The sequence below is a fragment of the Bacillus sp. Xin1 genome (genome assembly GCF_013314535.1).
Taxonomy (GTDB): Bacteria; Bacillota; Bacilli; order Bacillales; family Bacillaceae_G; genus Bacillus_A.
In genome coordinates this window covers 36,943-60,188 of record NZ_JABUAE010000023.1, presented here as the reverse complement: position 1 = coordinate 60,188, position 23,246 = coordinate 36,943, and the positions used below count along the sequence as shown (strand labels likewise).

Genomic DNA, 23,246 nt, shown 5'->3' with positions numbered 1-23,246 from the left:
AATGAAATTACATGCTCTTTTTGATTTCCTACATCTATTATTTTTAAGCATAAAAAGTCATTATGTTTTTGGCATTCCTAGTTATGTATTTTTAATTCCTTTCATCTTTGTTATTGGCTATATTGTTATCATTTGTAACAAACCTGCAAAGAGAAAAAGACTTCGAAGTAGAGAAACTTCTTAACTATTTATTTCTTTGAACTGCCACCACTTTATAATAACGATATAAAGTGAAACTTTAATCAGTCCGGCCCCACCTATCTTCCTCGTTTCTCTCTGAATCTTGAGGTGAAGGTCTGACTGCCCGTTCACACGGGAAAAAGGTGAATACACAATAGAAGGTGAACGTTATGAAAAAATATGCAGCTATTGCTTTATGTACATCTGCCATTCTAGCAGGTTGTAATTCTATCAATGCAAGTAATGAACCGAAAAAAGAGAAAACGGTTCAAGAACAACCAAAAAACCAAGAAGAAAAAATACAACCACAAGGTAAAATATCTTGGCATCCCGTTACACATGAATCCACAAACACATCTATCTATATGACGGATATAAAAGATTCTTTAACCGAAGTACAATATAAAATTTGGCGAACTGCTGATGGAAAGGAAAGTGCAAAGTTATTTTCATCAAAAGAAAGAGACAAACAGTTTGCCATTCCTCTTGATGTAAAAGAATTTGAAGGAAAACGCGGTGAGTATCAAATTGAATCAACTGGTGTAAAAGAAGATGGTAAAAACATTCCATTAACAACATCCTTTATTGTGCTTGAGCAGCACGTTCCTATCTTAATGTATCACGCTATTGAAGATTATTATGGTCAAGGTATTAAAGACTTGTTTGTTTCACCTGCTAACTTTGAAGCACAAATGCAATATTTAAAAGAGAATGGCTATACTTTGTTAACGTTCGAACGTTGGAATGATATTAATAAAGTAAATAAACCGATTTTTGTTACATTTGATGATGGCATGAAAAATAATATGAATGCATTTCATATTCTACAAAAGTTAAAAGATGATACATTTAAGCCAGTAGCAACTGAATATATGATTGTTGATAACATCGATGCAGAAGGTTCCTTATCCACTACGGATATAAAAGAAATGGTTAATTCAGGCATTTTCTCTGTACAATCTCATACAGCAACACATGCTGATTTACCAAAAATCACAAATTACGAAGAAGAGTTAAAAGGCTCAAAAGAAAAGCTGGAAAAAATTACTGGCAAACCTGTCATTGCCGTCGCATACCCATTTGGTCATGTAAATGATCAAGTTGTCGAAGAAACAAAAAAATATTATCAATTTGCGACAACGACAAAACCAGGACAGTTTATTCCAAAAGGTGAAACGGATGAACTGTTAAAAATAAAGCGTGTTCGCATGCACCATTCCACAACGGTTGAACAGTTTGGACTTGCTATTAAATAAGTAAAAAAATAGAATCCAATCTCATCTGAGTTCTATTTATATTTTTAAAATTTTCTTGTATTATGTATATAAGAAATATTTCGAATAAAGGAGATTGTACATATGTCATTTGAACAAACGTTAGAAAAGTATGCTGCTCTTGCAGTAAATGTCGGTGTTAATATTCAGCCTGGACAAACATTATCTATTAATGCCCCACTTGAAGCTGCTCCATTTGTCCGTCTTGTTACAGAAAAGGCATATAAATCAGGTGCAAAACATGTATATGTAGATTGGAATGATGAAGTATTAACACGTTTAAAATTTGATTTAGCTCCTGAAGAAGCATTCACAGAATTCCCTGCTTGGAAGGCACATGCACGTGAAGAATTAGCAAAAGAAGGTGCTGCATTTATGTCTATCTATGCAGAAAATCCTGACCTTTTAAAAGGTGTAGATGCAAAACGAATTGCAAGTGCTCATAAAGTTGCTGGAGAAGCAATGAAAGTATACCGCGATTATGTACAAGCAGATAAAGTAAGCTGGTGTGTTATCTCCGTTCCTACGAAAGAATGGGCAGCAAAAGTATTCCCTGACGTTGCACCAGAAAATCAAGAAGAAAAACTATGGGATGCAATTTTCCAAGCAACTCGTGCAAACCTAGAAAATCCTGTAGAAGCATGGAAAGAACATGATGAAACATTACATAAAAAAGTAGATTACTTAAATGAAAAACATTATAAAGCTCTTCATTATACAGGTCCTGGAACAGATTTAACAATTGAACTTCCAGAAAAACACGTATGGGCTGGCGCTGGTAGCTTAAATGAAAAAAATGTACCATTTATGGCTAACATTCCAACAGAAGAAGTATTTACAATGCCGTTAAAAACAGGTGTAAACGGACAAGTATCAAGTACGAAACCACTAGTTTTTGGAGGCAATATCATTGATAACTTTACACTTACATTTGAAAATGGACGTATTGTAGACTATAAAGCTGACATTGGCGAAGAATCTTTAAAACATTTGGTAGAGACAGATGAAGGCTCTCATTTCTTAGGAGAAGTTGCATTAGTACCTCACGACTCTCCAATTTCTAACACAAATATTTTATTCTATAATACTTTATTTGATGAAAATGCATCTTGCCATTTAGCAATCGGAAATGCTTATGCATTTAACTTAGACGGAGGTAAAACAATGTCGAAGGAAGAGCTTGCAGAAAATGGTGCAAACGCTAGTATTACACACGAAGACTTTATGATTGGCTCAGCTGAACTTGATATCGATGGTATTACAGCGGATGGAACACATGAACCAATCTTCCGTAAAGGGAATTGGGCGTTCTAAGGCTATAAATAACTTAATAAAAAAGAGCTATTTTCCTAGGAAAATAGCTCTTTTTTATTACAATCCTAACGAAATATATTTAATTTCTAAATACTCTTCAATTCCAAAATGACCGCCTTCACGACCAATCCCACTTTCTTTAAATCCGCCAAATGGAGCTTGTGCAACAGATGGAAGCCCATCGTTTAAGCCAATAATTCCATATTCTAGCGCTTCACTAATTTGAAAGGCTTGGCTAATATCTTTTGTAAATACATACGCCGCTAAGCCATATGGCGTGTTATTCGCACGCTCAATAACCTCTTCTACCGTTTCAAATTTCGCAACTGGTGCCACTGGACCAAATGTTTCTTCAGTCATACATAACATTGTGTCGTTGGCGTCTCCAATGACAGTTGGCTCAATGAAGTGACCATTTAATTCTGTAAGTGTTTGACCTCCATACAGAATTTCACCGCCTTTTTTGATTGCATCTTCAATATGCTCCTGTACTTTTTCTACAGCATTCGCATCAATTAGCGGTCCTACAGTCGTACCTTCTCCAAATCCATCGCCTACTTTAAGCTGCCCTACTGCCTTTTGGAACTTCGCCGCAAATTCTCCATACACCGCTTCTTGTACAAATACGCGATTTGTACATATACATGTTTGTCCAGCATTACGGAATTTCGAACCAATTACTGCTTCTACTGCTTTATCTAAATCCGCATCGTTCATTACGATGAATGGAGCATGGCCACCTAGCTCAAGCGAAACTTTCTTCATCGTTTTCGCAGCTCCACACATTAGTTCTTTGCCGATTTCAGTTGATCCTGTAAATGAAACCTTTCTTACGCGTCCATCTTCCATCCAAGTATCGGCAATTGCCTTTGCACTACCTGTTACAATGTTTAACACACCCTTTGGGATATCAGCTTCATGTGCAAGTTCAGCTAATTTTAATGCCGTTAACGGTGTTTGACTTGCAGGTTTTACAACTGCTGTACAGCCTGCTGCAAGTGCTGGTGCTACTTTTCTTGTAATCATTGCAGCTGGAAAATTCCACGGTGTAATTGCCGCAATAACGCCCACAGGTTGCTTCGTTACTAAAATGCGTTTATTGGGGTGGGAAGCTGGGATCATTTCACCGTATACTCGTTTCCCTTCTTCTGCATACCACTCTACAAAACTATTTGCATAGTTCACTTCCCCAAGTGCTTCTGCAAACGGCTTTCCTTGTTCTTTTGTCATAATCGCCGCAATTTCTTCTTTGTTTTCATCAATTAATGTAAACCACTTTTTTAATTTTTGTGCACGGTCAGCTGCCGTTAATTTTGACCAAGATTTAAAAGCTTCGTGTGCGGCATCTACAGCTTGCTTTGCCTCAGTTACTCCGCCCTTTGGAACAGTTGCAAATACTTCCTGCGTCGCTGGATTATTAATCTCAATTTGTTCCTGCAGCTTAATCCACTCTCCATTTATATACATCGCTTTTTGATCTAAGTTTACATACGTCGCTTTCTTATCCAATGTTCTCTTCCTCCTTTATATTCCCTTCATTTTCTTCTATATTTCTATCATACTTTCAAAAAAGCATTCGAACAAAGAAATAACCTCCAAAAACCTTTCACCCTAATACCATTTTAATTTTCCAACATGTAAGTCGAGGTTCTGAAAATTAAAGAAGTTCTCTCCTTATTCTCTCCTGACATGGAGCTAAAAAAGGTAGTGATCACTTCTACACATGATCAGATACTCTTTTCTGCCAAAGAAAAAAGGCTTTATGCAATTTTTTCAATTTGTATTTATATAATTTCTTCTCCTATAAACTTCTTGATTTTTCTAGTAGCTGCAGATTGACTTATTTTCAGGAATTCTGCGACCTTATAACTTGACCCATGTGTTTTATACGCTTTCATAATAATATTTCGTTCTACTTCTTCCAGCATTTTATAGAGGCTTTGACCGGATTGCTCAACTGTAGATTCCTGCATAGATATCGGTAAGTCTTCTATCATAACGATGTCATCAGCAGTAATAACAATCCTTTCAATTACATTTTCTATTTCTCTATTATTTCCTTCCCAAGGATACCCTACGAGTATTTGTAATGTGCTAGGTGCTAGCTTTACATCACGTCCATACTTTTCATTAAAATGTTGTAGGTAATGATAAACTAACGGTAAAATATCTTCCGTTCTCTCGCGCAGCGGCGGAATTTGAATCGGTATGACATTAAGACGATAATATAAGTCTTTCCGAAACGTCCCTTGCTTTACCATTTCAGCTAAATCCCTATTCGTAGCTGCCACAATTCGAACATCTACTTTTTTTAGTTCTCTACCTCCTACTGGGCGGAATGTTTTTTCTTGTAGTACTTGCAGCAGTTTTGCCTGAATTTCAAGCGGCATTTCACCAATTTCATCTAAGAAAAGGGTTCCTTTATGAGCTAACTCCAAAATGCCCTTTTTCCCTTCGCGATTTGCGCCTGTAAAAGAACCACCTGAGTAGCCAAACAGTTCCGATTCAATTAAGTTTGTCGGTAATGCCGCACAATTAATTTCATAAAACATTTCATTTTTACGATGACTTACTTCATGCAAATGACGTACTAATCTACTTTTTCCTACTCCAGTCTCACCTAAAATAAGAACCGTACTATCTACCATGGATACTTTTTTGATTGTTGCGACTATTTTTTGCATAGCTACACTTTTAAAAATAAGCCCTTCATATTCATACGTTTCTCTTAACTCTTTTTTATATGTCTTTAACTGATTATCCATCTCCTCTACCTTTTTTCGTAATTGATAGAGTTCCGTAAGATCACGAGAGTAACTAATCACTCTTCGTAAATTCCCTTGTTCATCAAACACAGGCCTTGTTCGAACGTGCAAATACTCTCCCGACTTTGTTGTTTGAACAAGTTCAATTGGTTTTTTCTTCTCAATTACTTCCAATGTTGCAGATGGATAAAAAATCCCTTCTTTTTGCAGCTCTTTTACATGTTTTCCTACTAACTCTTCAGCAGATAATTGATAGTGTCTTTCGCATGTACTATTTACACGAACGACAGTCCCTTCCTCATCCGTAACAAAAATTTCATCAAATGCATATTCAAACACATCTTTTAAATCCATAAATGCTCGTTCCTTTTCTGCAACCATTCCAGCCACTCCTCAAATGCAGGATCCAATCTTCCCTTTATTATCACCTACATTTCATTATAAAGTGAAATCTCTTTTTAAGGGAATTTTCTGTATTTTTTCTGAACCGAGTAAACTAGAATGATTGCACATTTGTTGTAAATCCATTTTGCTTTTCAGGCAGATAGGTTACTGCCATGAAAACAAAAGGGAATCCGCACTCATTTTCTCTCTTTTCTTTTATTTGGTATGGGCGAGGAAGAGGACCTGACCGCTTCTATGTATAAACGGACGCTCTCTCCCACCCCAAAAAAAGGTTTTATCTCGCTATTATTTACACACGAGCGATATCTGCTTGCTCATAACAAGCTTGCAAGGAATCTTCAATAATTGTAAGCCCTTCTTCCAATTGCTCATCTGTAATAACCAGTGGCATTAGGACACGAACTACATTCCCATACGTTCCAGCAGATAATAAGAGCAGTCCACGTTTATTTGCTTCAGCACATAAACGTGCTGTTAATTCTTTATCTGCTTCTTTCGTTGTACGGTCTTTAACAAGTTCAAATGCACACATCGCTCCTAAACCACGTACGTCACCAATACAGTTGTACTTTTCCTTCATTTCCTCAAATCGATCCATCACAACTTTCCCTACATGCAGAGCTCGATCATTTAATTTTTCTTTCTCTATAATATCCAAAACAGCTAATGCAGCAGCGCAGCCTAATGGACTTCCAGCGTATGTTCCACCAAGTTCTCCTGGTGCTGATTCATTCATAATTTCTTTTCGCCCAATAACTCCACTAATCGGTACTCCTGCCCCTAATGATTTCGAAACAGTAATTAAGTCTGGAACGACATCATAGTGATCAATTGCAAAGTATTTTCCTGTACGGCTAAAACCTGTTTGGATTTCATCAGCTACAAATAAAATACCGTGTTCCGAGCAAAGACGACTTACTTCTTGTACAAACTTCTTACTTGGAATGATAAAACCACCTTCACCTTGAACAGGCTCCATTACAACGGCAGCTATGCTTTCTGGGGCAACTTCTGAGATTAAGAAATTCTTAAATTCTTCAATAATAAAGTTATCATATTGTTCGTCTGTTAAGCCTTCTGGACGACGGTATTCATATGGGAATGGTGCTTTATATACTTCCGGTGCAAATGGTCCAAATCCAAATTTATAAGGCTTTACTTTACTTGTCATCGTCATTGTCATCAATGTACGACCGTGAAATCCTTTTGTAAATGCAATAATGCCAGTTCTTTTCGTATACTTACGAGCAATTTTCACAGCATTTTCAACCGCTTCAGCACCGCTATTTAAAAACAGTACTTGTTTCTCAAAGTTTCCAGGAGCTAATGCAGCAAGCTTCTCTGCTAATTCAATATACGGTTCATACATCATTACATTAAAGCCAGTATGAATGTATTGATCTACTTGTTTATGAAGCGCCTCTTTCACAGCAGGATGACAATGTCCTACGTTAATCGTTCCAATTGCTCCTGCAAAATCGATAAATTGATTTCCATCTACATCTGTTACAAGCGCACCATCGGCTGACTGTACGAATGTTGCAATCCCATTGCTCACGCCCTTTGGTACGATATTTTGACGGCGTTCTAATAAAGAAGCTGCTTTTGGTCCTGGAATTTGTTCATTTACTTTAGCGAATTTTTTATTCATCGTTTCTCCCATCCTTTTCTATGCTATGATTTTCTTTTTCTATATTGCAAGATGTATGCCAACATAACGAATGCATAATCTTCTAGTTTTCTCAGGATTTCGACATAAAAATAAGTCTATATTGACTTAATGCGAGTCAATATAGACTTATTTTATTTATAGATTAGACTTTTCTCGTTCCCAAATCAGTTCTCCAGAATCAGAAATGAAATTACTGACAGAATCTAATACAATATCTGCAAGTGGTGCTAACGTTTGACGATCACCCGTCCCTGAAAGAACTCCAATTGCATAACAAGCACCGCTATTTTTTGCTAAATATAAATCTGTTGGTGTATCCCCAACAACTACTACCTCTCCTGGGTCTAACCCGAACTTTTCACAAAATGATTCTACAATTTGCTTATCTGGTTTTTGAGCTGGAAATGTATCTGAAGCTATAATATAGTCAAAAAACGATTCTAATTGACACTGTTTTAAAAAGAGTTCTGTTGGCGCAAAATCATCAGCAGTCACAACACCTAAAATTAACCCTTTTTCTTTCAATGCTTGTAAAAGTTTTGGTAAGTCTGCTGTCATTCTCATATGTGAACGATGTTCGTACATAATAGTAAATAGTTTTTCACTTATCCAGTGATGCATATCACTCTCTTCAACAGACGGTATATACTTACAACAAATTTTCGCTATATCGTGGCTTGTTCCTGCTGCCAATACACTACGTGGATGAACGAATGCCCCTTCAACACCAATTTCCTCCAAAATAGTTAACCGTAATGATTGAGGTAATTGATGTAGTTCTATAAGTTCAGCTACAAGTTCTTCTGCTACCTTTATCCAAATTGAGTGAAAATCCATTAACGTTCCATCTTTATCAAAGAGTATTGCCTTTATCTTCTCCATAACACCCTACCTTTCTGCCCTTCTCACATTCAGTGTAGCAAGTAAATGTGGATGTAAGATGAACGCATTGTAAAAATACCATAAAAATCAAACCAACTCCCAATTTACAAAAGAAATTAATGGCAATATTCCATGTACACATAAACCATAAAAGAGGATGCCTTTTATAGGAGGGTACCGAAAAAATCCACTTTATAAGAAAAAGGAGTCCACTACCTACTATATACAGGTAATGGACTCCTTTCTCTTTTCAACATCCTGATAAAATGCGTGCTATTATTTCAAAGCAATGACTTTTTCAGTGCCTTCTTTTATAGGACATCCTCTTGATGTTCAGGAACAAATAGTTCAAGACAATGATATATATTTTCAAATTCCATCGGTGCATCTCCGCCATATTCACCATCTAAATTAATCATTAATTTATCCGGTGAATGAACCTTAATACGATTTGCCTGCGTATATAAAACCTTTGGGTTATTAATATGCTCACCGCGCTGCGCTTGTGTTGCTGCTTTAATTAAATCAGCAATAGAACCCTTCTTCAGCACTAATAAATCAAATAAACCATCGTTAATAGATGCATATGGTGCAACCTTTTCAAAACCACCAACAGAGCGCGTATTCGTAATTAAAAACATCGTAATCTCTTCTTGTAATAGCTTTCCATCATACTCGATTTCAACATATGTTGGATGTAGTGATGGTAACATTTCAATCCCTTTTAAATAGTACGCTAACTGTCCAAGAACTGTTTTTAATTTACTTGGCACTTCATATGTTAATTCTGTAATACGTCCTCCACCAGCAATATTAATAAAATATGTATCATTTGCTCTGCCTAAGTCTAATGGAACTGTTTTACCTTCACAAATAATATTGGCAGCTTCTTCAATAGAACGAGGTACACCAATTGCACGTGCAAAGTCATTTGTCGTTCCAACTGGAATGATACCGAATTTCGGACGATGTTCATGTCCTACTAAACCGTTCACTACTTCATTTAACGTCCCGTCACCGCCTGCTGCAATCACAACATCAAACTTACGATCTGCAGCTTGCCTCGCCGCCACAGTCGCATCTCCAGGACCAGTTGTTGCATGACAAGATGTTTCATATCCAGCTTGTTCTAATTTTTGTAATACTTCTGGTAAGCTCTTTTTAAATAACTCACGACCAGAAGTAGGATTATAAATTATTCTTGCTCGCTTCATTATTCATTAGCACAGGAAATTTCTGATTCATAGAAAAAGAATATACCGAATCCTTATTCAGCGTTCCTATGCCTACCTCCTCTCATCTTCCTATCCTTCTTTTATCCCGCTCAAATAGGCAGTAAGAACCCGATTCGTGTAGCCCTTCATTAGTATATGTTCACTAACGAAGGTTTTGCTTTATTTGACCAAGAAATATATCTTTCCATTCTTTATTACTTCTCATTATTTCATAAAAAATAAATATAACGAATAATAAGTATCTATTATTTCACGAGATGAAAAACTCTCTATGTCTAGATTTATCATTATTCCCACCTTTTTGCAACTATCATACCATAGTTGCTATACAAACATTTTCTCACATTTGACAGTTAATCAAACGTTTGTTTAAATAATTTCTTAATTTAAACAAACGTTTGATTAACTCAGAAAAAACACCCAAATATGGGTGCTTTCTCTGTTTAATCTTTAATCGTTTCAGCTTATCGTTTATTGATTTCTTCTAACAAGATCTTGTTAACAAGTGGCGGGTTAGCTTGTCCTTTTGTTGCCTTCATAATTTGACCAACTAAGAAGCCAATCGCACGGTCTTTACCGTTTTTGAAGTCTTCAATAGATTGTTCGTTATTATCAAGAATTTCAGTTACGACTTTACGAAGTGTGCCTTCGTCAGAAATTTGAACAAGACCTTTTGCTTTAACGATTTCTTCTGGGTCTCCACCTTTTTCAATTAATTCGTTAAATACTTTTTTCGCAATCTTAGACGAAATTGTACCCTTTTCAATTAATTGAACCATTTTAGATAGACCAGCTGGCGTTAATGCTACGTCTTTTAATTCTTTTTGTTGTTTGTTTAAGTATGCAAGTACTTCACCCATTAACCAGTTTGATGTTAATTTCGCGTCTGCACCATCTGCGATTGTCGCTTCAAAGAAATCAGACATCTCTTTTGTTAATGTTAATACGTGTGCATCATAAGCTGGTAAACCAAGTTCTTCAACATAGCGTACTTTACGAGCATCTGGAAGTTCTGGAATAGAAGCACGAACGCGTTCTTTCCACTCATCATCGATGTAAAGTTCAACTAAATCCGGCTCTGGGAAGTAACGATAATCGTCAGATCCTTCTTTGACACGCATTAGGATCGTCTTCTTCGTTGCTTCATCATAACGACGTGTTTCTTGTTGAATGATGCCACCAGATAATAGTTCTTTTTCTTGGCGTACTTGTTCATGCTCAAGTCCTTTTTGTACATAAGTAAATGAGTTTAAGTTTTTCAGTTCTGCTTTTGTACCAAACTTCTCTTGTCCTACTGGACGAAGGGAAATGTTCGCATCACAGCGAAGAGAACCTTCTTCCATTTTACAATCAGATACACCTGTATATTGAATGATCGATTTTAATTTTTCTAAGTATGCATATGCTTCTTCTGGCGTACGCATATCCGGCTCAGATACGATTTCAATTAATGGCATACCTTGACGGTTATAATCCACTAATGAGCCTTCACTTGTATGCGTTGATTTACCCGCATCTTCTTCTAGGTGAAGACGTGTAATACCGATACGTTTCTTTTTGCCATCTACTTCAATTTCAATCCAACCATTTTCCCCAATTGGCTTATCATATTGAGAAATTTGGTATGCTTTCGGATTATCTGGGTAGAAATAGTTTTTACGATCAAACTTTGTTTCTGTTGCGATTTCACAGTTTAATGCCATTGCAGCTTTCATCGCAAAGTTAACTGCTTCTTTATTTAGAGTTGGAAGCACCCCAGGATATCCTAAGTCAATTACACTTGTTTGTGTATTTGGATCTGCTCCGAATTCTGTTGGACTCGCAGAGAAAATTTTCGAATTCGTTTTTAACTCAACGTGAACCTCTAAACCGATAATTGTTTCTAAATTCATCTATGCTCGCCTCCTACAGACTTGCTTTTTTTGTATGATAATCTGTTGCTTGCTCAAACGCATGTGCAACGCGGTAAATTGTCGCTTCATCGAAGTGTTTACCGATAATTTGTAAACCAAGCGGCATGTTGTTCGCACCAAATCCACATGGAACAGAAATTGCCGGAACACCTGCTAAGTTTACTGGGATTGTTAAAATGTCGTTTGCATACATTGTCATTGGATCGTCTACTTTTTCGCCTACTTTAAATGCAGGAGTTGGCGTTGTTGGTCCAATGATAACATCATAGTTAGCAAATACATTTTCAAAGTCATTTTTAATTAATGTACGTACTTGTTGTGCTTTTTTGTAATATGCATCATAGTAACCAGAGCTAAGAGCAAATGTACCAAGCATAATACGACGTTTTACCTCATCACCGAAGCCTTCGCTACGCGTGTTTTTGTAAAGGTCCATTAAGTTATTCACATTGTCAGAACGAACGCCATAGCGTACGCCATCAAAACGTGAAAGGTTAGCAGACGCTTCAGAAGAAGAGATTAAGTAGTACGTTGCTAAAGCATATTTAGAGTGCGGAAGAGATACTTCTTCCCAAGTTGCGCCCATACCTTCTAATACTTTTAAAGCAGCTAGCACTGACTCACGAGCTTCTTCGCCAACACCTTCTCCTAAGTATTCTTTTGGTACAGCGATACGTAAGCCTTTTACATCACCTGTTAAACCAGCTAAGTAGTTACCAACTTCAATATTTGCAGAAGTTGTATCCATGCGGTCAACACCTGAAATTGCTTGTAATAAGTATGCATTATCTTCTACTGTACGTGTAATTGGTCCGATTTGGTCAAGAGAAGATGCGAATGCAACTAAACCAAAGCGAGATACACGTCCATAAGTTGGTTTTAGACCAACAACGCCGCAATATGCAGCTGGTTGACGGATAGAGCCACCAGTATCAGATCCTAAAGAGAATAGTACTTCTCCAGCCGCTACTGCTGCTGCAGAACCACCACTAGATCCACCTGGAACGTAATCTAAATTCCATGGATTTTTCGTAGCATAGAAACCAGAGTTTTCATTTGAAGAACCCATTGCGAACTCGTCCATATTTAATTTACCAATTGTAATTGTGTCAGCAGCTTTTAGCTTTTGCACAACTGTCGCATCATAAATTGGATCGAAGTTTGCTAAAATTTTGCTCGCACAAGTTGTACGAAGACCATTTGTTACAATGTTATCTTTCACACCGATTGGCATACCAAATAGTAAACCATTATCTTCAGCACCAATCTTCGCATCTAATTCTTTTGCTTTCGCACGTGCATTTTCTTCATCTAATGTAAGAAAAGCTTTTACGTTATCTTCAACATCCGCAATACGCTTGTAAGATTCTTCTACTAAATCCGTAACGGAAATCTCTTTGTTGTTTAATTTTTTATGTAACTCTGATACAGAATGATCAAATAATGACATCGAAATTCCCCTCCTCTATTCTAATACTGCTGGAACACGGATTTGATTATCTTTGTGATCCGGTGCATTTTTTAATACTTCTTCAACTGGTAAACCTTTTTCTGGCACATCTTCACGCATAATATTTTTCATATCTAATACGTGAGTTGTTGGTTTAATACCTGTTGTATCTAATTCATTTAACTGTTCTGCAAATGTAACAATTGCATCTAGTTGTTTTTGAAATTTTTCTGCTTCTTGATCTGTAATTGCAAGACGTGCTAAATGCGCTACATGCTTTACATTCTCAACGGAAATTCTTGACACGGCTAGGCCACCTCCATAATATATCGTTCAATCTACAATACTATTGATGATACCAAATTTTCAGTACTTCAAGCAAGTCAACACACGGTACTTACAGCATTTTTACATAAAAAAAGAAAGGCTTCTGCCTTTCTACACAATTCACTCTTTATTTAAGGTTCATTTTTCGGAAAACACTCGTTATCTTCTTCATTATCACAAATTGTTTTTTGAAATACAAAACAAGACATTGCTAAAAGTAATGTTCCAAATAAATAGTAGTCTTTTACACTAAGCATTTTATCTAGTATATACATACCAGTTTTGTATTACTCTATCACATACATTTTCTATCTATAACTACTACATCACTTCCATCATGAAGGTACTGTAGTAGCTATTTGTTTTTTTAAATCCTTATCCATTATTTCTACATTTTTACTTTTCTTCAGTTTGTCCATTACATCATCAATCGATTTAGCATTAGCACTTAAATAACCCTTCTTCACTTGCTCTTTGATATCATTATATTTCTTTTGTTCATGCTTAGTAACTTTGATGATATGGTAACCATAATCTGTTTTCACCGGATTACTGATTGTACCAACTTCTTGATTAAATGCAGCTTCTGCAAATTCTGTAACCATTTCACTACGCGTAAATTCACCAAGAGATCCGCCTTTTTCACCGGAAGTTGTATCTGTAGATTTCTCCTTTGCCAGCTTAGCAAAATCCGATCCATCATCCAGCTGTTTTTTAATTTCAATTGCTTCTTCTTCCGTACTAACCAAAATATGAGATGCTGTCACATATTCATAGTTCGTCTTATTTTCATTATAATAAGCTTTTAGCTTTTTCTCAGATGTCTTGATTCCTTCCGTAGTAGCTTTTTCTTGCAGTAAGCTTAGCTCCAATTGTTCTTTAAAAGCAGCTTCGTCGGCATATCCATTACTAGTCAATGCTAATTCAAATTCATCATCTGACCCATACTGAGATTTTATTTCATTGAACGCTTTATTTAATTCTCCATTGGAAATTTTATATTTTGTACTCAATAATTTTTCTTCAATTAAACTCTCTAGCACTGTTGCTCCGCTCGATGTTTTTAGCACCTCATATAAGTCATCTTTTGTAATATTTCCGGCATCCGTTTTGACGATGACTTCACTGCTGGAGGGTGAGCACCCCACAAGTCCAATAGTGAGCGCTAGGCTGAAAGATAAAGCTGCGATTGTTTTTTTCATTTTTCTTGATCTCCGTTCTACAGTAATATATACGAAATTACCTAATGGAATGTGTTTATTTTTTTACATATACTCTCTTTCATTTTGCCTAAAAAACTTTAATAGCCATTTAAAAATCGAATGATAGATTTATTGATTGGTCTCCCTTTTGACTACGCTTCTATCACTAATAAAAAAACGCTACCTATTCTCGTTGGCAAAATTATTACTTTTGTTAGTTTCTATTTGATTCCACTCTCTTATTGCAAGAAACACGGAACACCCAATATCGACTTCCTACATAATTTATTAAGCTACCAATCAAAGTTGCAGTCACTTTAGAAACAGCCAAAGACTGCTCTAAAGTGTCATACATACCACTTAGTATTAGAGATACTACAACAAGACTTAAAAGATTAACGCACATAAATTTCAATGGTTCTTTTACAACTTGTTTTCCCTTTCGCTGGAATGTCCACTGTCTATTAAGCAAGTAGCTGTTCGCTACACCACAGCTATAGGAAATCCATTGTGCCAATAGCAGCGGTACCTTCCCCATGACCAGCAGTGTGAAAATCATTATATCGATACCAGTATTAAGCACACCCACTGCCAAGAATTTCAAAACTTGTATCAAACCCTTATTCATACACTACCTCATGGTTCGTAATTGACTTTTCCTTTCTCTGTTCCTCATAAAATTCTCGGACAATATATAAAGGTCTTCCTTTTGTTTCATCGTAAATCCGTCCAATATATTCACCAATAATCCCCAGCATAAACAGCATAAAACCGTTAAAGATTAACATAATACTAATCATAGAAGGCCAGCCCTTCATAGTTGCTTCAGTGAAAAGAGCAAGGTAGAGGACATACATAAAATACAGAAAGCCCGATCCAGATAGCAATAAGCCAGAATAGATCGCTAGTTTCAAAGGCTTATATGAGAAAGAAAGAATTCCATCCAAACATAGCTTTATCATTCGTTTGAGGGGGTATTTTGTCTCACCTGCTAACCTTTCATCCCGAACATATTCAATAGATATTTGACGGAATCCAACCCAGCTGACCAATCCTCGAACAAATCTATTATTCTCTGTGATTCGTTTCATTTCTTTACATACCTTTTGGTCCATGAGACGAAAATCTCCAGTATCCACTGGTATATCGATATCTGTGGAAGCGCGAAGCACACGATAAAACGTGCTTGCTGACCACCTTTTAAACCATGTTTCACCCTTACGCTTGATTCTTTTTGCGTAAACTACTTCATAACCTTCTTTCCACTTGTCAATCATTTGTAAAATTAATTCGGGTGGATCCTGTAAATCAGCGTCAATGATAATAACCGCATCCCCTCTCGCGTAATCCATGCCAGCCGTAATTGCAATCTGATGACCAAAATTCCGAGAAAAATCAATGAGCTTCACTGTTTTATCACATCTAGCAAATTCCTTTATAATATCAGCACATCTGTCTTGGCTTCCGTCGTTAATGAACAGTAACTCATACGTACCATTCGTATCCTTCATGACCTTTTTCAGTCTCCGGTAGGTTTCTTCAATAACAGCTTCTTCGTTATACATGGGAATTATGATCGAATAACATATATCGCTTCTCATTCTTGCTCCACTCCTTTACAACGTTACTTTATACAAAGTATTTGAGCGTTCAGGACTACCCATATTAACGCTTTCCTTGTCACTGTTTTGCGTTGTCTGCCATTCTTCAGATGGAATTTTCTCACCATTTTCCTGAATCCACTTTGTCACTTCAGAACTTCCGCCTCGCATCCCTTCACCTGAAATGAGGAAGTATTTTACTTTCCCACTTGATACCAATTCTTTTAATTCCTCAACGGTATAAACCGGATCAGAACCAGAAAATCCGCCCATTGTTATCACGGATTCCCCTTTATCTATCATGTAAGGAGCTCCAGTTTGATAGCTTGTTGTAGCAAACAAATATTGTTCACCAGTATTGTTTTTCTTTAAGTATGACAAAGTTTTACTATCTAAACTCTCGCTATCCATTCCTCCTTGCTTGTTTCTTGGTATTCCCGATGGTTGTCCACTAGTCATTGGCACTTTCATATCATCTTCTGATGAAGTATTAGATTTATCTTCACGATCTCGTTCGGTCGGAATTTCACCGCCGTCAGGACCTTCTTGTCCATTCATTGTAGGCATCGCTCCTCCTGCGAAACCACCCATGTTACCTTTACCATCAGCCGAGCTTGGTCCCGCCTGTGGCAGCATACTGTTTCCACCATACGAAATCGGTGTAGTAGCCCAATACAATGGTCCAATCAGCAGTATAAGTAATCCTGCAATGCTTACTGCAAGAGGTAACTTTACCTTTCTATACTTAAACAGAACAAGCACCAGAGCAAAGATTATTCCTGCAGACGTTATACTAATAGACCAACCAGCCCCAATTACATCATCATAAGGATGGATAATGTACCATTGGAATCCTGCCGTTCCTACAATTGCTGCCGGCAATAACCAAGACTTCCAACCAGCATTGTTTTTATAATCCCCAAAAAGCTGTGTCCAACCTGATCCAAACAAAGCTGCAATAGGAGCTGCAAGCATAATTAGATAATAATGATGGAAGAAACCTGCAATACTGAAGAATGCCATTGCCGGGATTAACCATACGAGCCAGAAGACTGTTTCTTTATGCTTGGGCGTTATATTGTTTCTTCTTAAACCAGCCAGCAAACCGACACTAGCGATGGCAACGAACGGAAGAAGCCAACTAGCCTGCCCAGACAATTCAGACTGGAATAGACGGAGTGGCCCTTTCTCACCAGTTCCAAAATTGCCACCTGCTCTGCCACCCGGACCACCATTATTACCTCCGGGCGGGCCGTCTCCTTTACCAATTTGAACGCCCTGGTTATCTCCGTTTGTTGAATTAACCCTATTTTCAGTGTCATCGTTCGGCTTTGCCTCATTGTTATCTAGAGGCGATTGATATTGACTATTTACATTAGGAGCTCCTCGGTCATCTCCTTCACCCGTTTGAACTCCCTGGTTACCACCATCACTACTTGCCGATTCAACTCCATTTTCAGTCCCACCATTCGTCATCTCCCAATTGTTATCCTGAGTGGGTTGCTGTTGGTCGTTCGCACCAGGTGCTCCCCCGTCGCCTCCTTGATTTCCTGTAAGGCGCGAGAGTCCATTGTAACCAAACGCTAATTCTAGAACTGAATTTGTCTCACTACTACCAACATATGGACGCTTATCCTCAGGAATAGCATCCACAATAACTGCCCATGAAAGAGAAATAGTAAGCATGATAACCGTTGCCCCAGACAGTAAACCAATCTTTTTCTTCCAATTTACTTTGGCAGCCCAAACATAGAAGACATAAAAAGCGGGAAGTACCATATAAGCCTGTAGCATCTTCATATTGAAAGCCAAGCCTATTACCGCAAAGGCACCAAAGAGACTCCAAACGCTACTACGCTTCACGCTTCTAAATAAAAACCAAGTAGCTATCAAAAGGGTAAATACAAGCATACTATCAATATTATTTGTTCGACTCACTGCCGCTGCAATTGGCGTACATGTGAAAGCTAAAGCACCAAGCCGTGCAGCAGTTAAGCCAAAAGATGGTTTTACTAAAAAATAGATGAGTAGTACCGACCCCACTCCAGCCAATGCCTGAGGGAGAATCACGCTCCAACCGCGCAAACCAAAGATATAAGCACTGATTGTTTGTATCCAAAATGTAACAGGTGGTTTATCCACTGTTACAGATCCTGCTGAATCGAGAGAACCGAAAAAGAAATTATGGAAGTTTTGCAACATACTTGCCACTGCGGTCGTATAATAAGTATTTGCATATTGATCGATCCAAATGTTATATCCATTTAAAAAGACTGCCAATAAGACTATTAATATTAAAGGCACATCTAAGCGTTTTTTTAACCGTGAAAACATAGTATTACAACTCCTTTTATATATTGAACTAGGCCATGACTGTATTATCTCTCTTCCATCTGAAATGGACTTGAATATAAGCTGAAAGTTTCCTGAATGCGTAAAATACCTTTAACATTAAGGATTAAATAAGAAGGAAAAAATAATTTCACTACTAATCCAAACTCCTTTCAGCAAATTTTCAGCGTAATCGTAGATAATAATAATAATAATGACAACACAGGAGGTATGAAAAAGATGAATCCTCTTAAAGGAATTAAAATATTGTTAGTAGATGACGAACCACACATTTTACAATTTTTAGAGATAGGATTAATGAACGAAGGATATGAGGTAAAAAAAGCTACTGATGGGATAAGCGCTATTAACCTGGCACAAGAATTTAAGCCACATGTAACAATCTTAGATGTAATGATGCCAGGCATTGATGGATTTGAGGTGTGCCGGATGATGAAAAAAAGCGGTGCCCGCACTTCTGTAATTATGCTCACCGCAAAAGATGAAGTGGATGACCGGATTAAAGGACTAACATTAGGCGCAGATGACTATGTTATAAAGCCGTTTAGTTTTGATGAGTTACTGGCACGTATACACGCTCGCCTTCGCAATCAATTTCCGAACCTATTTGGCGAAGTAATTTATGGCCCATTTAAAGTAGATGATCGTAGAAAAGAATTACTATTTAACGGTCAAATTTTAGAACTTTCCCCAACAGAATATGAACTTCTTAAATACATTGTAGTCAATCATGGAATTGTATTGAGCAAGGGAAGGATACTTGATAAGGTATGGGGCTATGACTTTCAAGGGGATGAAAATATTGTAGAAGTGTATATTCGCTCACTCAGGGAAAAATTAAAAGATAAGGAACATCGACTCATTCGTACGATTAGGGGTGCCGGTTACCGTGTGGATTTACCATGATTACAAACATCACTGCTTTTATAAAAAAGATATTTGTACCCCGGTCTCTACGGCGTCAACTCCTAACGCGAACATTATTTATTTTATCTCTTATTCTTTTGAGTATTGGTCTTTTGCAATATTGGGTGATGAAAGATTTTCTATATAAAAATGAGTCTGAAACATTACGAGCAAAACTAATGTCTTTACCACCAGAAATAGACTTACTTCCCTTTGATTCACAAAATAAAGTAGAAAACCACCCTGAACCTAACCGACCAAAATTCCTGTTTTCACAAGATATTTCACTTGCAGTTATCGGAAAAGATGGTAGTTATGAAGATCTAGCAAGGAGCACTGGCATGTCATCTCCCAAGCTTTCAAACGAAGACTATACAAAAGTATTAGAACAAATTTCAAATCACAAACAAATCGAATATAGAGTGCTACGCAATAAAGAAGGAATCGATCAGTTAGTAGTATTCAGACCAATGAGAGGCACTCCTGCTCATCCGAATGGCACTTTAGATCAAACTCCTGATCATATTCTTCAAATCGGAACAGATACCGCACCTTTACGTGATGTTCTATTCCAACAACTGCTCACATTCATTGTTCTATCTGGACTAGCCCTAGTTGCCGGCTTAGCACTATATTTACCGGTTCTGAAAAAAACACTTGTCCCTCTTTCCAACATTGTAAACGCAGTGAAGAATACAAATGCAGGCAATTTAGCTGAACGCCTACCGACACACCAAGGACAAGAGGAAATTGACCGTTTATCAGAAACGTATAACGGTATGTTAGAACGATTGGAGGCATCCTTTGAGTATGAAAGGGAAACAAAAGAACAAATGAGGCGTTTTATTGCTGATGCTTCTCATGAACTAAGAACACCGCTTACGTCAATTCATGGTTTCTTAGAAGTTCTATTGCGAGGTGCAGCAGACCGTCCTGAACAGCTCTATAACGCTTTAAATAGTATGCATGGCGAATCAAAACGGATCATCAAGCTAGTAGAAGACTTATTATTCCTTGCAAAGATGGATCGCGAACCCGGATTACATTTATCAGAAACCAATATTACAAACCTCATTCGGCAGATGGAGCCGCAATTAAGTGTTTTGGGAGGTAACCGAAAGATAGCATACGATCTAACAGAAGGTATAAAAGGAGATTATGATACCGATAAAATCAAGCAAGTGATCTTAAACTTATTTCACAATGCAGTCCAACATACCGACCCAATTACAGGAAAAATAACAATTTCTTTAATGGCTATGGAGAATCAAGTAGAACTTTCAATCCATGATAATGGTTCCGGTATAAAAACAGAGAATCTCCCCTATCTATTTGACCGTTTTTATCGAATAGATAGCTCTCGAGCAAGACAGTACGGCGGGGCTGGTCTAGGTCTTGCTATTACTCAAACTATCGTTTACGCACATGGCGGAACAGTAGTTGTAAAGAGTAAGCTTGGAGAAGGAACTACATTTTTTGTTTATCTTCCGTTAACATAAGGTATCGCTATTCTCTTTTAAAGTTATAAGAAAAAGAAGAGAACCATCGCTCTCTTCTTTTCTTATACTTATCTTAACTCTTATGAAGAATAACCCTTCCATACTCTCATACTTCTGATTCTTAATAACTTTCCATTGAATTGAACCACCCTATGATGAAATGTCACACAAAGTATCTCTTTCTATTTTATTGCCTTGGCATTTAACATTCTTCCTACAAATAGACTGAAAGATTAAAATAAATATTTGACATTTATTCCTATTCAACATAGAATGATAATAAATATTACGAACCTCGAAATATACGGGAGTGGAAATAATTGTTGCAATACGAACATTTTTTAGACTTACTGCTAGATAACGCCAAGAAGCTTTTCTATCCAGAAGAATGGGTAAGCATTGATTTATCGCTTTCTAAAACGGAGGTATTCTGTCTATTATGGATGGAACGAAATACAGATATTACAATGACAAAGATCACCGAACTCCTTGATATTCCGATGAGCACGACGACAGGTGTCGTGAATCGACTTGTGAAAAAAGGATATATCGAGCGCTACCGAAATGAAAATGATCGACGCATTGTACTCATTCGTTTAACTGAAACTGGCGTAAAACTCGTTCAAGAAGTGAAACAAAATGCAGCTCATTACTTTAATCTTGTGACGGAAGCATTATCAGAAGAAGAGAAAGCATTCTTACTACAAATCTTCCAAAAGATTATGAACCATATCGCTACGTCACAACAAAAACAAGTCGAAAAGCTTCCTACACCTAAGATGAAAAACATTCCGATTGAATAAAGCCCTTTATGGGTTTTTGTTCAAATTATTATTTCGACATTCGTAATATTCGACATTCGAAACAAAGGGGATATAAATATGAGAATTATTTTGTATACAGGTAAAGGCGGCGTAGGAAAAACTAGCATTTCAGCGGCAACAGCACTTCAAAGTGCAAAACAAGGGTTAAAAACATTAGTCATGAGCACGGACCCAGCTCATAGCTTAGGAGATTCATTCGGCATAAAATTATCTTCTGAACCACTAGAAATTCGTGAAAATTTATGGGCGCAGGAAATCAATACAATTTATGAAATGGAAAAAGGCTGGGGGAAATTACAGAAGTATATTACATTGCTATTCACATCAAAAGCAGCTGACGATATTACAACAGAAGAGTTAACAATGTTTCCTGGCATGGAAGACTTAATTAGTTTACTCCGTGTACTCGATTACTATAAACAAAAAACATATGATGTCATCATTATTGACTGCGCACCAACTGGAGAAACGCTAGCCATGTTAAGCTTTCCTGATATGCTCGGCTGGTGGATGGAAAAACTCTTTCCGATCAAAAGAAAAGTTTTAAAAGTTGTCCGTCCTGTTGCACAACCGCTCCTCGGCGTCCCACTCCCTACTGATGATATTATGGATGAATTAACGAATACACTTGAACAGCTAGGGGAAATGCGGAATATTTTATCGAATCGAGAAGTAACGAGTATTCGCGTTGTTGTCAATCCAGAAAAAATGGTTATTAAAGAAGCGCAGCGTAGTTTCACCTATTTAAATTTATATGATTATAACGTCGATGCCATCATGATTAACCGTGTCATCCCTGATACTGTTACCGACTCCTACTTCCAAGCGTGGAAAGATGCTCAAAAGAAATATAAAGCACTCATCCAAGATAGCTTTCAACCACTTCCTATTTATGAAGCTCCGATGTTTGAACAAGAAGTAGTTGGTTTACCTATGCTAGAGCGTGTAGGAGATGCTTTATTCAAAGATGATGCAGAACCAACCCCCGTAAAATTTAACGGTCGTACACAATATGTAAAAAAAGATGGAGATGTATATATTTTTGTTCTCTCTATTCCATTCTCAGATAAAAGTGAGCTCTCTTTAAATCAAAAAGGTGATGAACTTATCATTCGCGCCGGTTCTGTTAAACGTAACATTACGTTACCTAAAACGTTAACACATTTATCCATTCAAGGAGCGAAATTTGAAGGGGATGTACTAAACATTCGTTTTGGAGGTGTGGTTCATGCGTGAAGAGTTATTAAGAAAAGTCATTCGGACAAAAATAGAGGTTGGGATGCATCTTATAAATGAACTACCTACTCCTTTTGGACAACAAGCTAAAAAAGTGATAAATATTTTACAAGAAGAACTCTCTTCTTGTATACAGGAAAAGAAACAACCGACAGAAAAATCATTAAAACGTATCACAATTGAATAATTACAGTAAAAATAAGAAACCT

General features: G+C 37.1%; 20 protein-coding genes and 1 pseudogene. 8 read left to right on the top strand and 13 right to left on the bottom strand.

Features of this window, described 5'->3' with window-relative positions:
- The first annotated feature begins 1 nt into the window (after window position 1).
- From HRG09_RS18490 to HRG09_RS18480, 3 genes are all read left to right on the top strand, one after another.
- Window positions 2-184 carry a hypothetical protein gene (locus tag HRG09_RS18490; RefSeq protein WP_174102341.1) on the top strand — a complete coding sequence of 61 codons (183 nt, stop codon included), beginning with the start codon at window positions 2-4 and terminating at the stop codon, window positions 182-184.
- A 166-nt stretch (window positions 185-350) separates the two neighbouring features.
- Complete coding sequence (locus HRG09_RS18485; RefSeq protein WP_174102340.1) at window positions 351-1,436, top strand: polysaccharide deacetylase family protein; 1,086 nt, start codon at window positions 351-353, stop codon at window positions 1,434-1,436.
- 102 nt (window positions 1,437-1,538) lie between these two features.
- Window positions 1,539-2,768: an aminopeptidase gene (locus HRG09_RS18480; protein WP_174102339.1), complete on the top strand. Its 1,230-nt coding sequence runs from the start codon at window positions 1,539-1,541 to the stop codon at window positions 2,766-2,768.
- A gap of 57 nt (window positions 2,769-2,825) precedes the next feature.
- Here the strand turns inward: HRG09_RS18480 and HRG09_RS18475 are convergent, their stop codons facing one another.
- The 13 genes and pseudogenes from HRG09_RS18475 to HRG09_RS18420 all read right to left on the bottom strand — a co-directional run bounded on the left by HRG09_RS18475 (window position 2,826) and on the right by HRG09_RS18420 (window position 18,554).
- Window positions 2,826-4,277 carry an NAD-dependent succinate-semialdehyde dehydrogenase gene (locus HRG09_RS18475; RefSeq protein WP_174102338.1) on the bottom strand — a complete coding sequence of 484 codons (1,452 nt, stop codon included), beginning with the start codon at window positions 4,275-4,277 and terminating at the stop codon, window positions 2,826-2,828.
- A 275-nt stretch (window positions 4,278-4,552) separates the two neighbouring features.
- Complete coding sequence (locus tag HRG09_RS18470; protein ID WP_174102337.1) at window positions 4,553-5,914, bottom strand: sigma-54 interaction domain-containing protein; 1,362 nt, start codon at window positions 5,912-5,914, stop codon at window positions 4,553-4,555.
- Window positions 5,915-6,227: 313 nt separating this feature from the next.
- On the bottom strand, window positions 6,228-7,589 hold the full coding sequence (gene gabT / locus HRG09_RS18465; RefSeq protein ID WP_174102336.1) for a 4-aminobutyrate--2-oxoglutarate transaminase: 1,362 nt from the start codon (window positions 7,587-7,589) through the stop codon (window positions 6,228-6,230).
- A gap of 156 nt (window positions 7,590-7,745) precedes the next feature.
- Window positions 7,746-8,492, bottom strand: a complete 747-nt coding sequence (locus tag HRG09_RS18460) for an HAD family hydrolase (protein WP_174102335.1) — start codon at window positions 8,490-8,492, stop codon at window positions 7,746-7,748.
- A 311-nt stretch (window positions 8,493-8,803) separates the two neighbouring features.
- The gene (locus HRG09_RS18455) at window positions 8,804-9,709 is read right to left on the bottom strand and encodes a diacylglycerol kinase (RefSeq protein ID WP_174102354.1); all 906 of its coding nucleotides are present in this window, start codon (window positions 9,707-9,709) and stop codon (window positions 8,804-8,806) included.
- Window positions 9,710-10,191: 482 nt separating this feature from the next.
- Window positions 10,192-11,619 carry an Asp-tRNA(Asn)/Glu-tRNA(Gln) amidotransferase subunit GatB gene (gatB, locus tag HRG09_RS18450; RefSeq protein ID WP_016112844.1) on the bottom strand — a complete coding sequence of 476 codons (1,428 nt, stop codon included), beginning with the start codon at window positions 11,617-11,619 and terminating at the stop codon, window positions 10,192-10,194.
- A gap of 13 nt (window positions 11,620-11,632) precedes the next feature.
- A complete protein-coding gene (gene gatA / locus HRG09_RS18445) occupies window positions 11,633-13,090 on the bottom strand; it encodes an Asp-tRNA(Asn)/Glu-tRNA(Gln) amidotransferase subunit GatA (RefSeq protein WP_174102334.1) in 1,458 nt (485 codons plus the stop codon).
- A gap of 15 nt (window positions 13,091-13,105) precedes the next feature.
- A complete protein-coding gene (gatC, locus tag HRG09_RS18440; RefSeq protein WP_174102333.1) occupies window positions 13,106-13,396 on the bottom strand; it encodes an Asp-tRNA(Asn)/Glu-tRNA(Gln) amidotransferase subunit GatC in 291 nt (96 codons plus the stop codon).
- 152 nt (window positions 13,397-13,548) lie between these two features.
- A pseudogene (locus HRG09_RS29825) lies at window positions 13,549-13,695 on the bottom strand (YiaA/YiaB family inner membrane protein); the annotation flags it as partial.
- A gap of 57 nt (window positions 13,696-13,752) precedes the next feature.
- Window positions 13,753-14,619 (bottom strand): peptidylprolyl isomerase, encoded by an 867-nt coding sequence (locus HRG09_RS18435; RefSeq protein WP_174102332.1) that lies wholly within the window; start codon window positions 14,617-14,619, stop codon window positions 13,753-13,755.
- A gap of 214 nt (window positions 14,620-14,833) precedes the next feature.
- Window positions 14,834-15,247: a GtrA family protein gene (locus tag HRG09_RS18430; protein WP_222869302.1), complete on the bottom strand. Its 414-nt coding sequence runs from the start codon at window positions 15,245-15,247 to the stop codon at window positions 14,834-14,836.
- On the bottom strand, window positions 15,240-16,220 hold the full coding sequence (locus HRG09_RS18425; RefSeq protein WP_174102330.1) for a glycosyltransferase family 2 protein: 981 nt from the start codon (window positions 16,218-16,220) through the stop codon (window positions 15,240-15,242). Before HRG09_RS18425 ends, HRG09_RS18430 begins: the two co-directional genes overlap by 8 nt.
- A 15-nt stretch (window positions 16,221-16,235) precedes the next feature.
- On the bottom strand, window positions 16,236-18,554 hold the full coding sequence (locus HRG09_RS18420; protein ID WP_174102329.1) for an ArnT family glycosyltransferase: 2,319 nt from the start codon (window positions 18,552-18,554) through the stop codon (window positions 16,236-16,238).
- A 237-nt stretch (window positions 18,555-18,791) separates the two neighbouring features.
- Between HRG09_RS18420 and HRG09_RS18415 the strand changes: the two genes are divergently transcribed.
- From HRG09_RS18415 to HRG09_RS18395, 5 genes are all read left to right on the top strand, one after another.
- Window positions 18,792-19,478, top strand: a complete 687-nt coding sequence (locus HRG09_RS18415) for a response regulator transcription factor (protein WP_174102328.1) — start codon at window positions 18,792-18,794, stop codon at window positions 19,476-19,478.
- Complete coding sequence (locus HRG09_RS18410; protein WP_174102327.1) at window positions 19,475-20,977, top strand: sensor histidine kinase; 1,503 nt, start codon at window positions 19,475-19,477, stop codon at window positions 20,975-20,977. Before HRG09_RS18415 ends, HRG09_RS18410 begins: the two co-directional genes overlap by 4 nt.
- A 320-nt stretch (window positions 20,978-21,297) precedes the next feature.
- Entirely contained in the window at window positions 21,298-21,780 is a 483-nt protein-coding gene (locus tag HRG09_RS18405; protein WP_174102326.1) for a MarR family winged helix-turn-helix transcriptional regulator, read from the top strand.
- A gap of 78 nt (window positions 21,781-21,858) precedes the next feature.
- Entirely contained in the window at window positions 21,859-23,037 is a 1,179-nt protein-coding gene (locus HRG09_RS18400; RefSeq protein WP_174102325.1) for an ArsA family ATPase, read from the top strand.
- Window positions 23,030-23,224: a DUF3926 domain-containing protein gene (locus HRG09_RS18395; protein WP_174102324.1), complete on the top strand. Its 195-nt coding sequence runs from the start codon at window positions 23,030-23,032 to the stop codon at window positions 23,222-23,224. Before HRG09_RS18400 ends, HRG09_RS18395 begins: the two co-directional genes overlap by 8 nt.
- The last annotated feature ends 22 nt before the right edge of the window (window positions 23,225-23,246 follow it).

Coding starts and splice junctions, on each gene's coding strand:
- HRG09_RS18490 (WP_174102341.1), top strand. CDS start 2: ATGAAATTACATGCTCTTTTTGATTTCCTACATCTATTATTTTTAAGC.
- HRG09_RS18485 (WP_174102340.1), top strand. CDS start 351: ATGAAAAAATATGCAGCTATTGCTTTATGTACATCTGCCATTCTAGCA.
- HRG09_RS18480 (WP_174102339.1), top strand. CDS start 1,539: ATGTCATTTGAACAAACGTTAGAAAAGTATGCTGCTCTTGCAGTAAAT.
- HRG09_RS18470 (WP_174102337.1), bottom strand. CDS start 5,914: ATGGTTGCAGAAAAGGAACGAGCATTTATGGATTTAAAAGATGTGTTT.
- gabT (WP_174102336.1), bottom strand. CDS start 7,589: ATGAATAAAAAATTCGCTAAAGTAAATGAACAAATTCCAGGACCAAAA.
- HRG09_RS18460 (WP_174102335.1), bottom strand. CDS start 8,492: ATGGAGAAGATAAAGGCAATACTCTTTGATAAAGATGGAACGTTAATG.
- gatB (WP_016112844.1), bottom strand. CDS start 11,619: ATGAATTTAGAAACAATTATCGGTTTAGAGGTTCACGTTGAGTTAAAA.
- gatA (WP_174102334.1), bottom strand. CDS start 13,090: ATGTCATTATTTGATCATTCTGTATCAGAGTTACATAAAAAATTAAAC.
- HRG09_RS18435 (WP_174102332.1), bottom strand. CDS start 14,619: ATGAAAAAAACAATCGCAGCTTTATCTTTCAGCCTAGCGCTCACTATT.
- HRG09_RS18430 (WP_222869302.1), bottom strand. CDS start 15,247: ATGAATAAGGGTTTGATACAAGTTTTGAAATTCTTGGCAGTGGGTGTG.
- HRG09_RS18425 (WP_174102330.1), bottom strand. CDS start 16,220: ATGAGAAGCGATATATGTTATTCGATCATAATTCCCATGTATAACGAA.
- HRG09_RS18420 (WP_174102329.1), bottom strand. CDS start 18,554: ATGTTTTCACGGTTAAAAAAACGCTTAGATGTGCCTTTAATATTAATA.
- HRG09_RS18415 (WP_174102328.1), top strand. CDS start 18,792: ATGAATCCTCTTAAAGGAATTAAAATATTGTTAGTAGATGACGAACCA.
- HRG09_RS18410 (WP_174102327.1), top strand. CDS start 19,475: ATGATTACAAACATCACTGCTTTTATAAAAAAGATATTTGTACCCCGG.
- HRG09_RS18400 (WP_174102325.1), top strand. CDS start 21,859: ATGAGAATTATTTTGTATACAGGTAAAGGCGGCGTAGGAAAAACTAGC.
- HRG09_RS18395 (WP_174102324.1), top strand. CDS start 23,030: ATGCGTGAAGAGTTATTAAGAAAAGTCATTCGGACAAAAATAGAGGTT.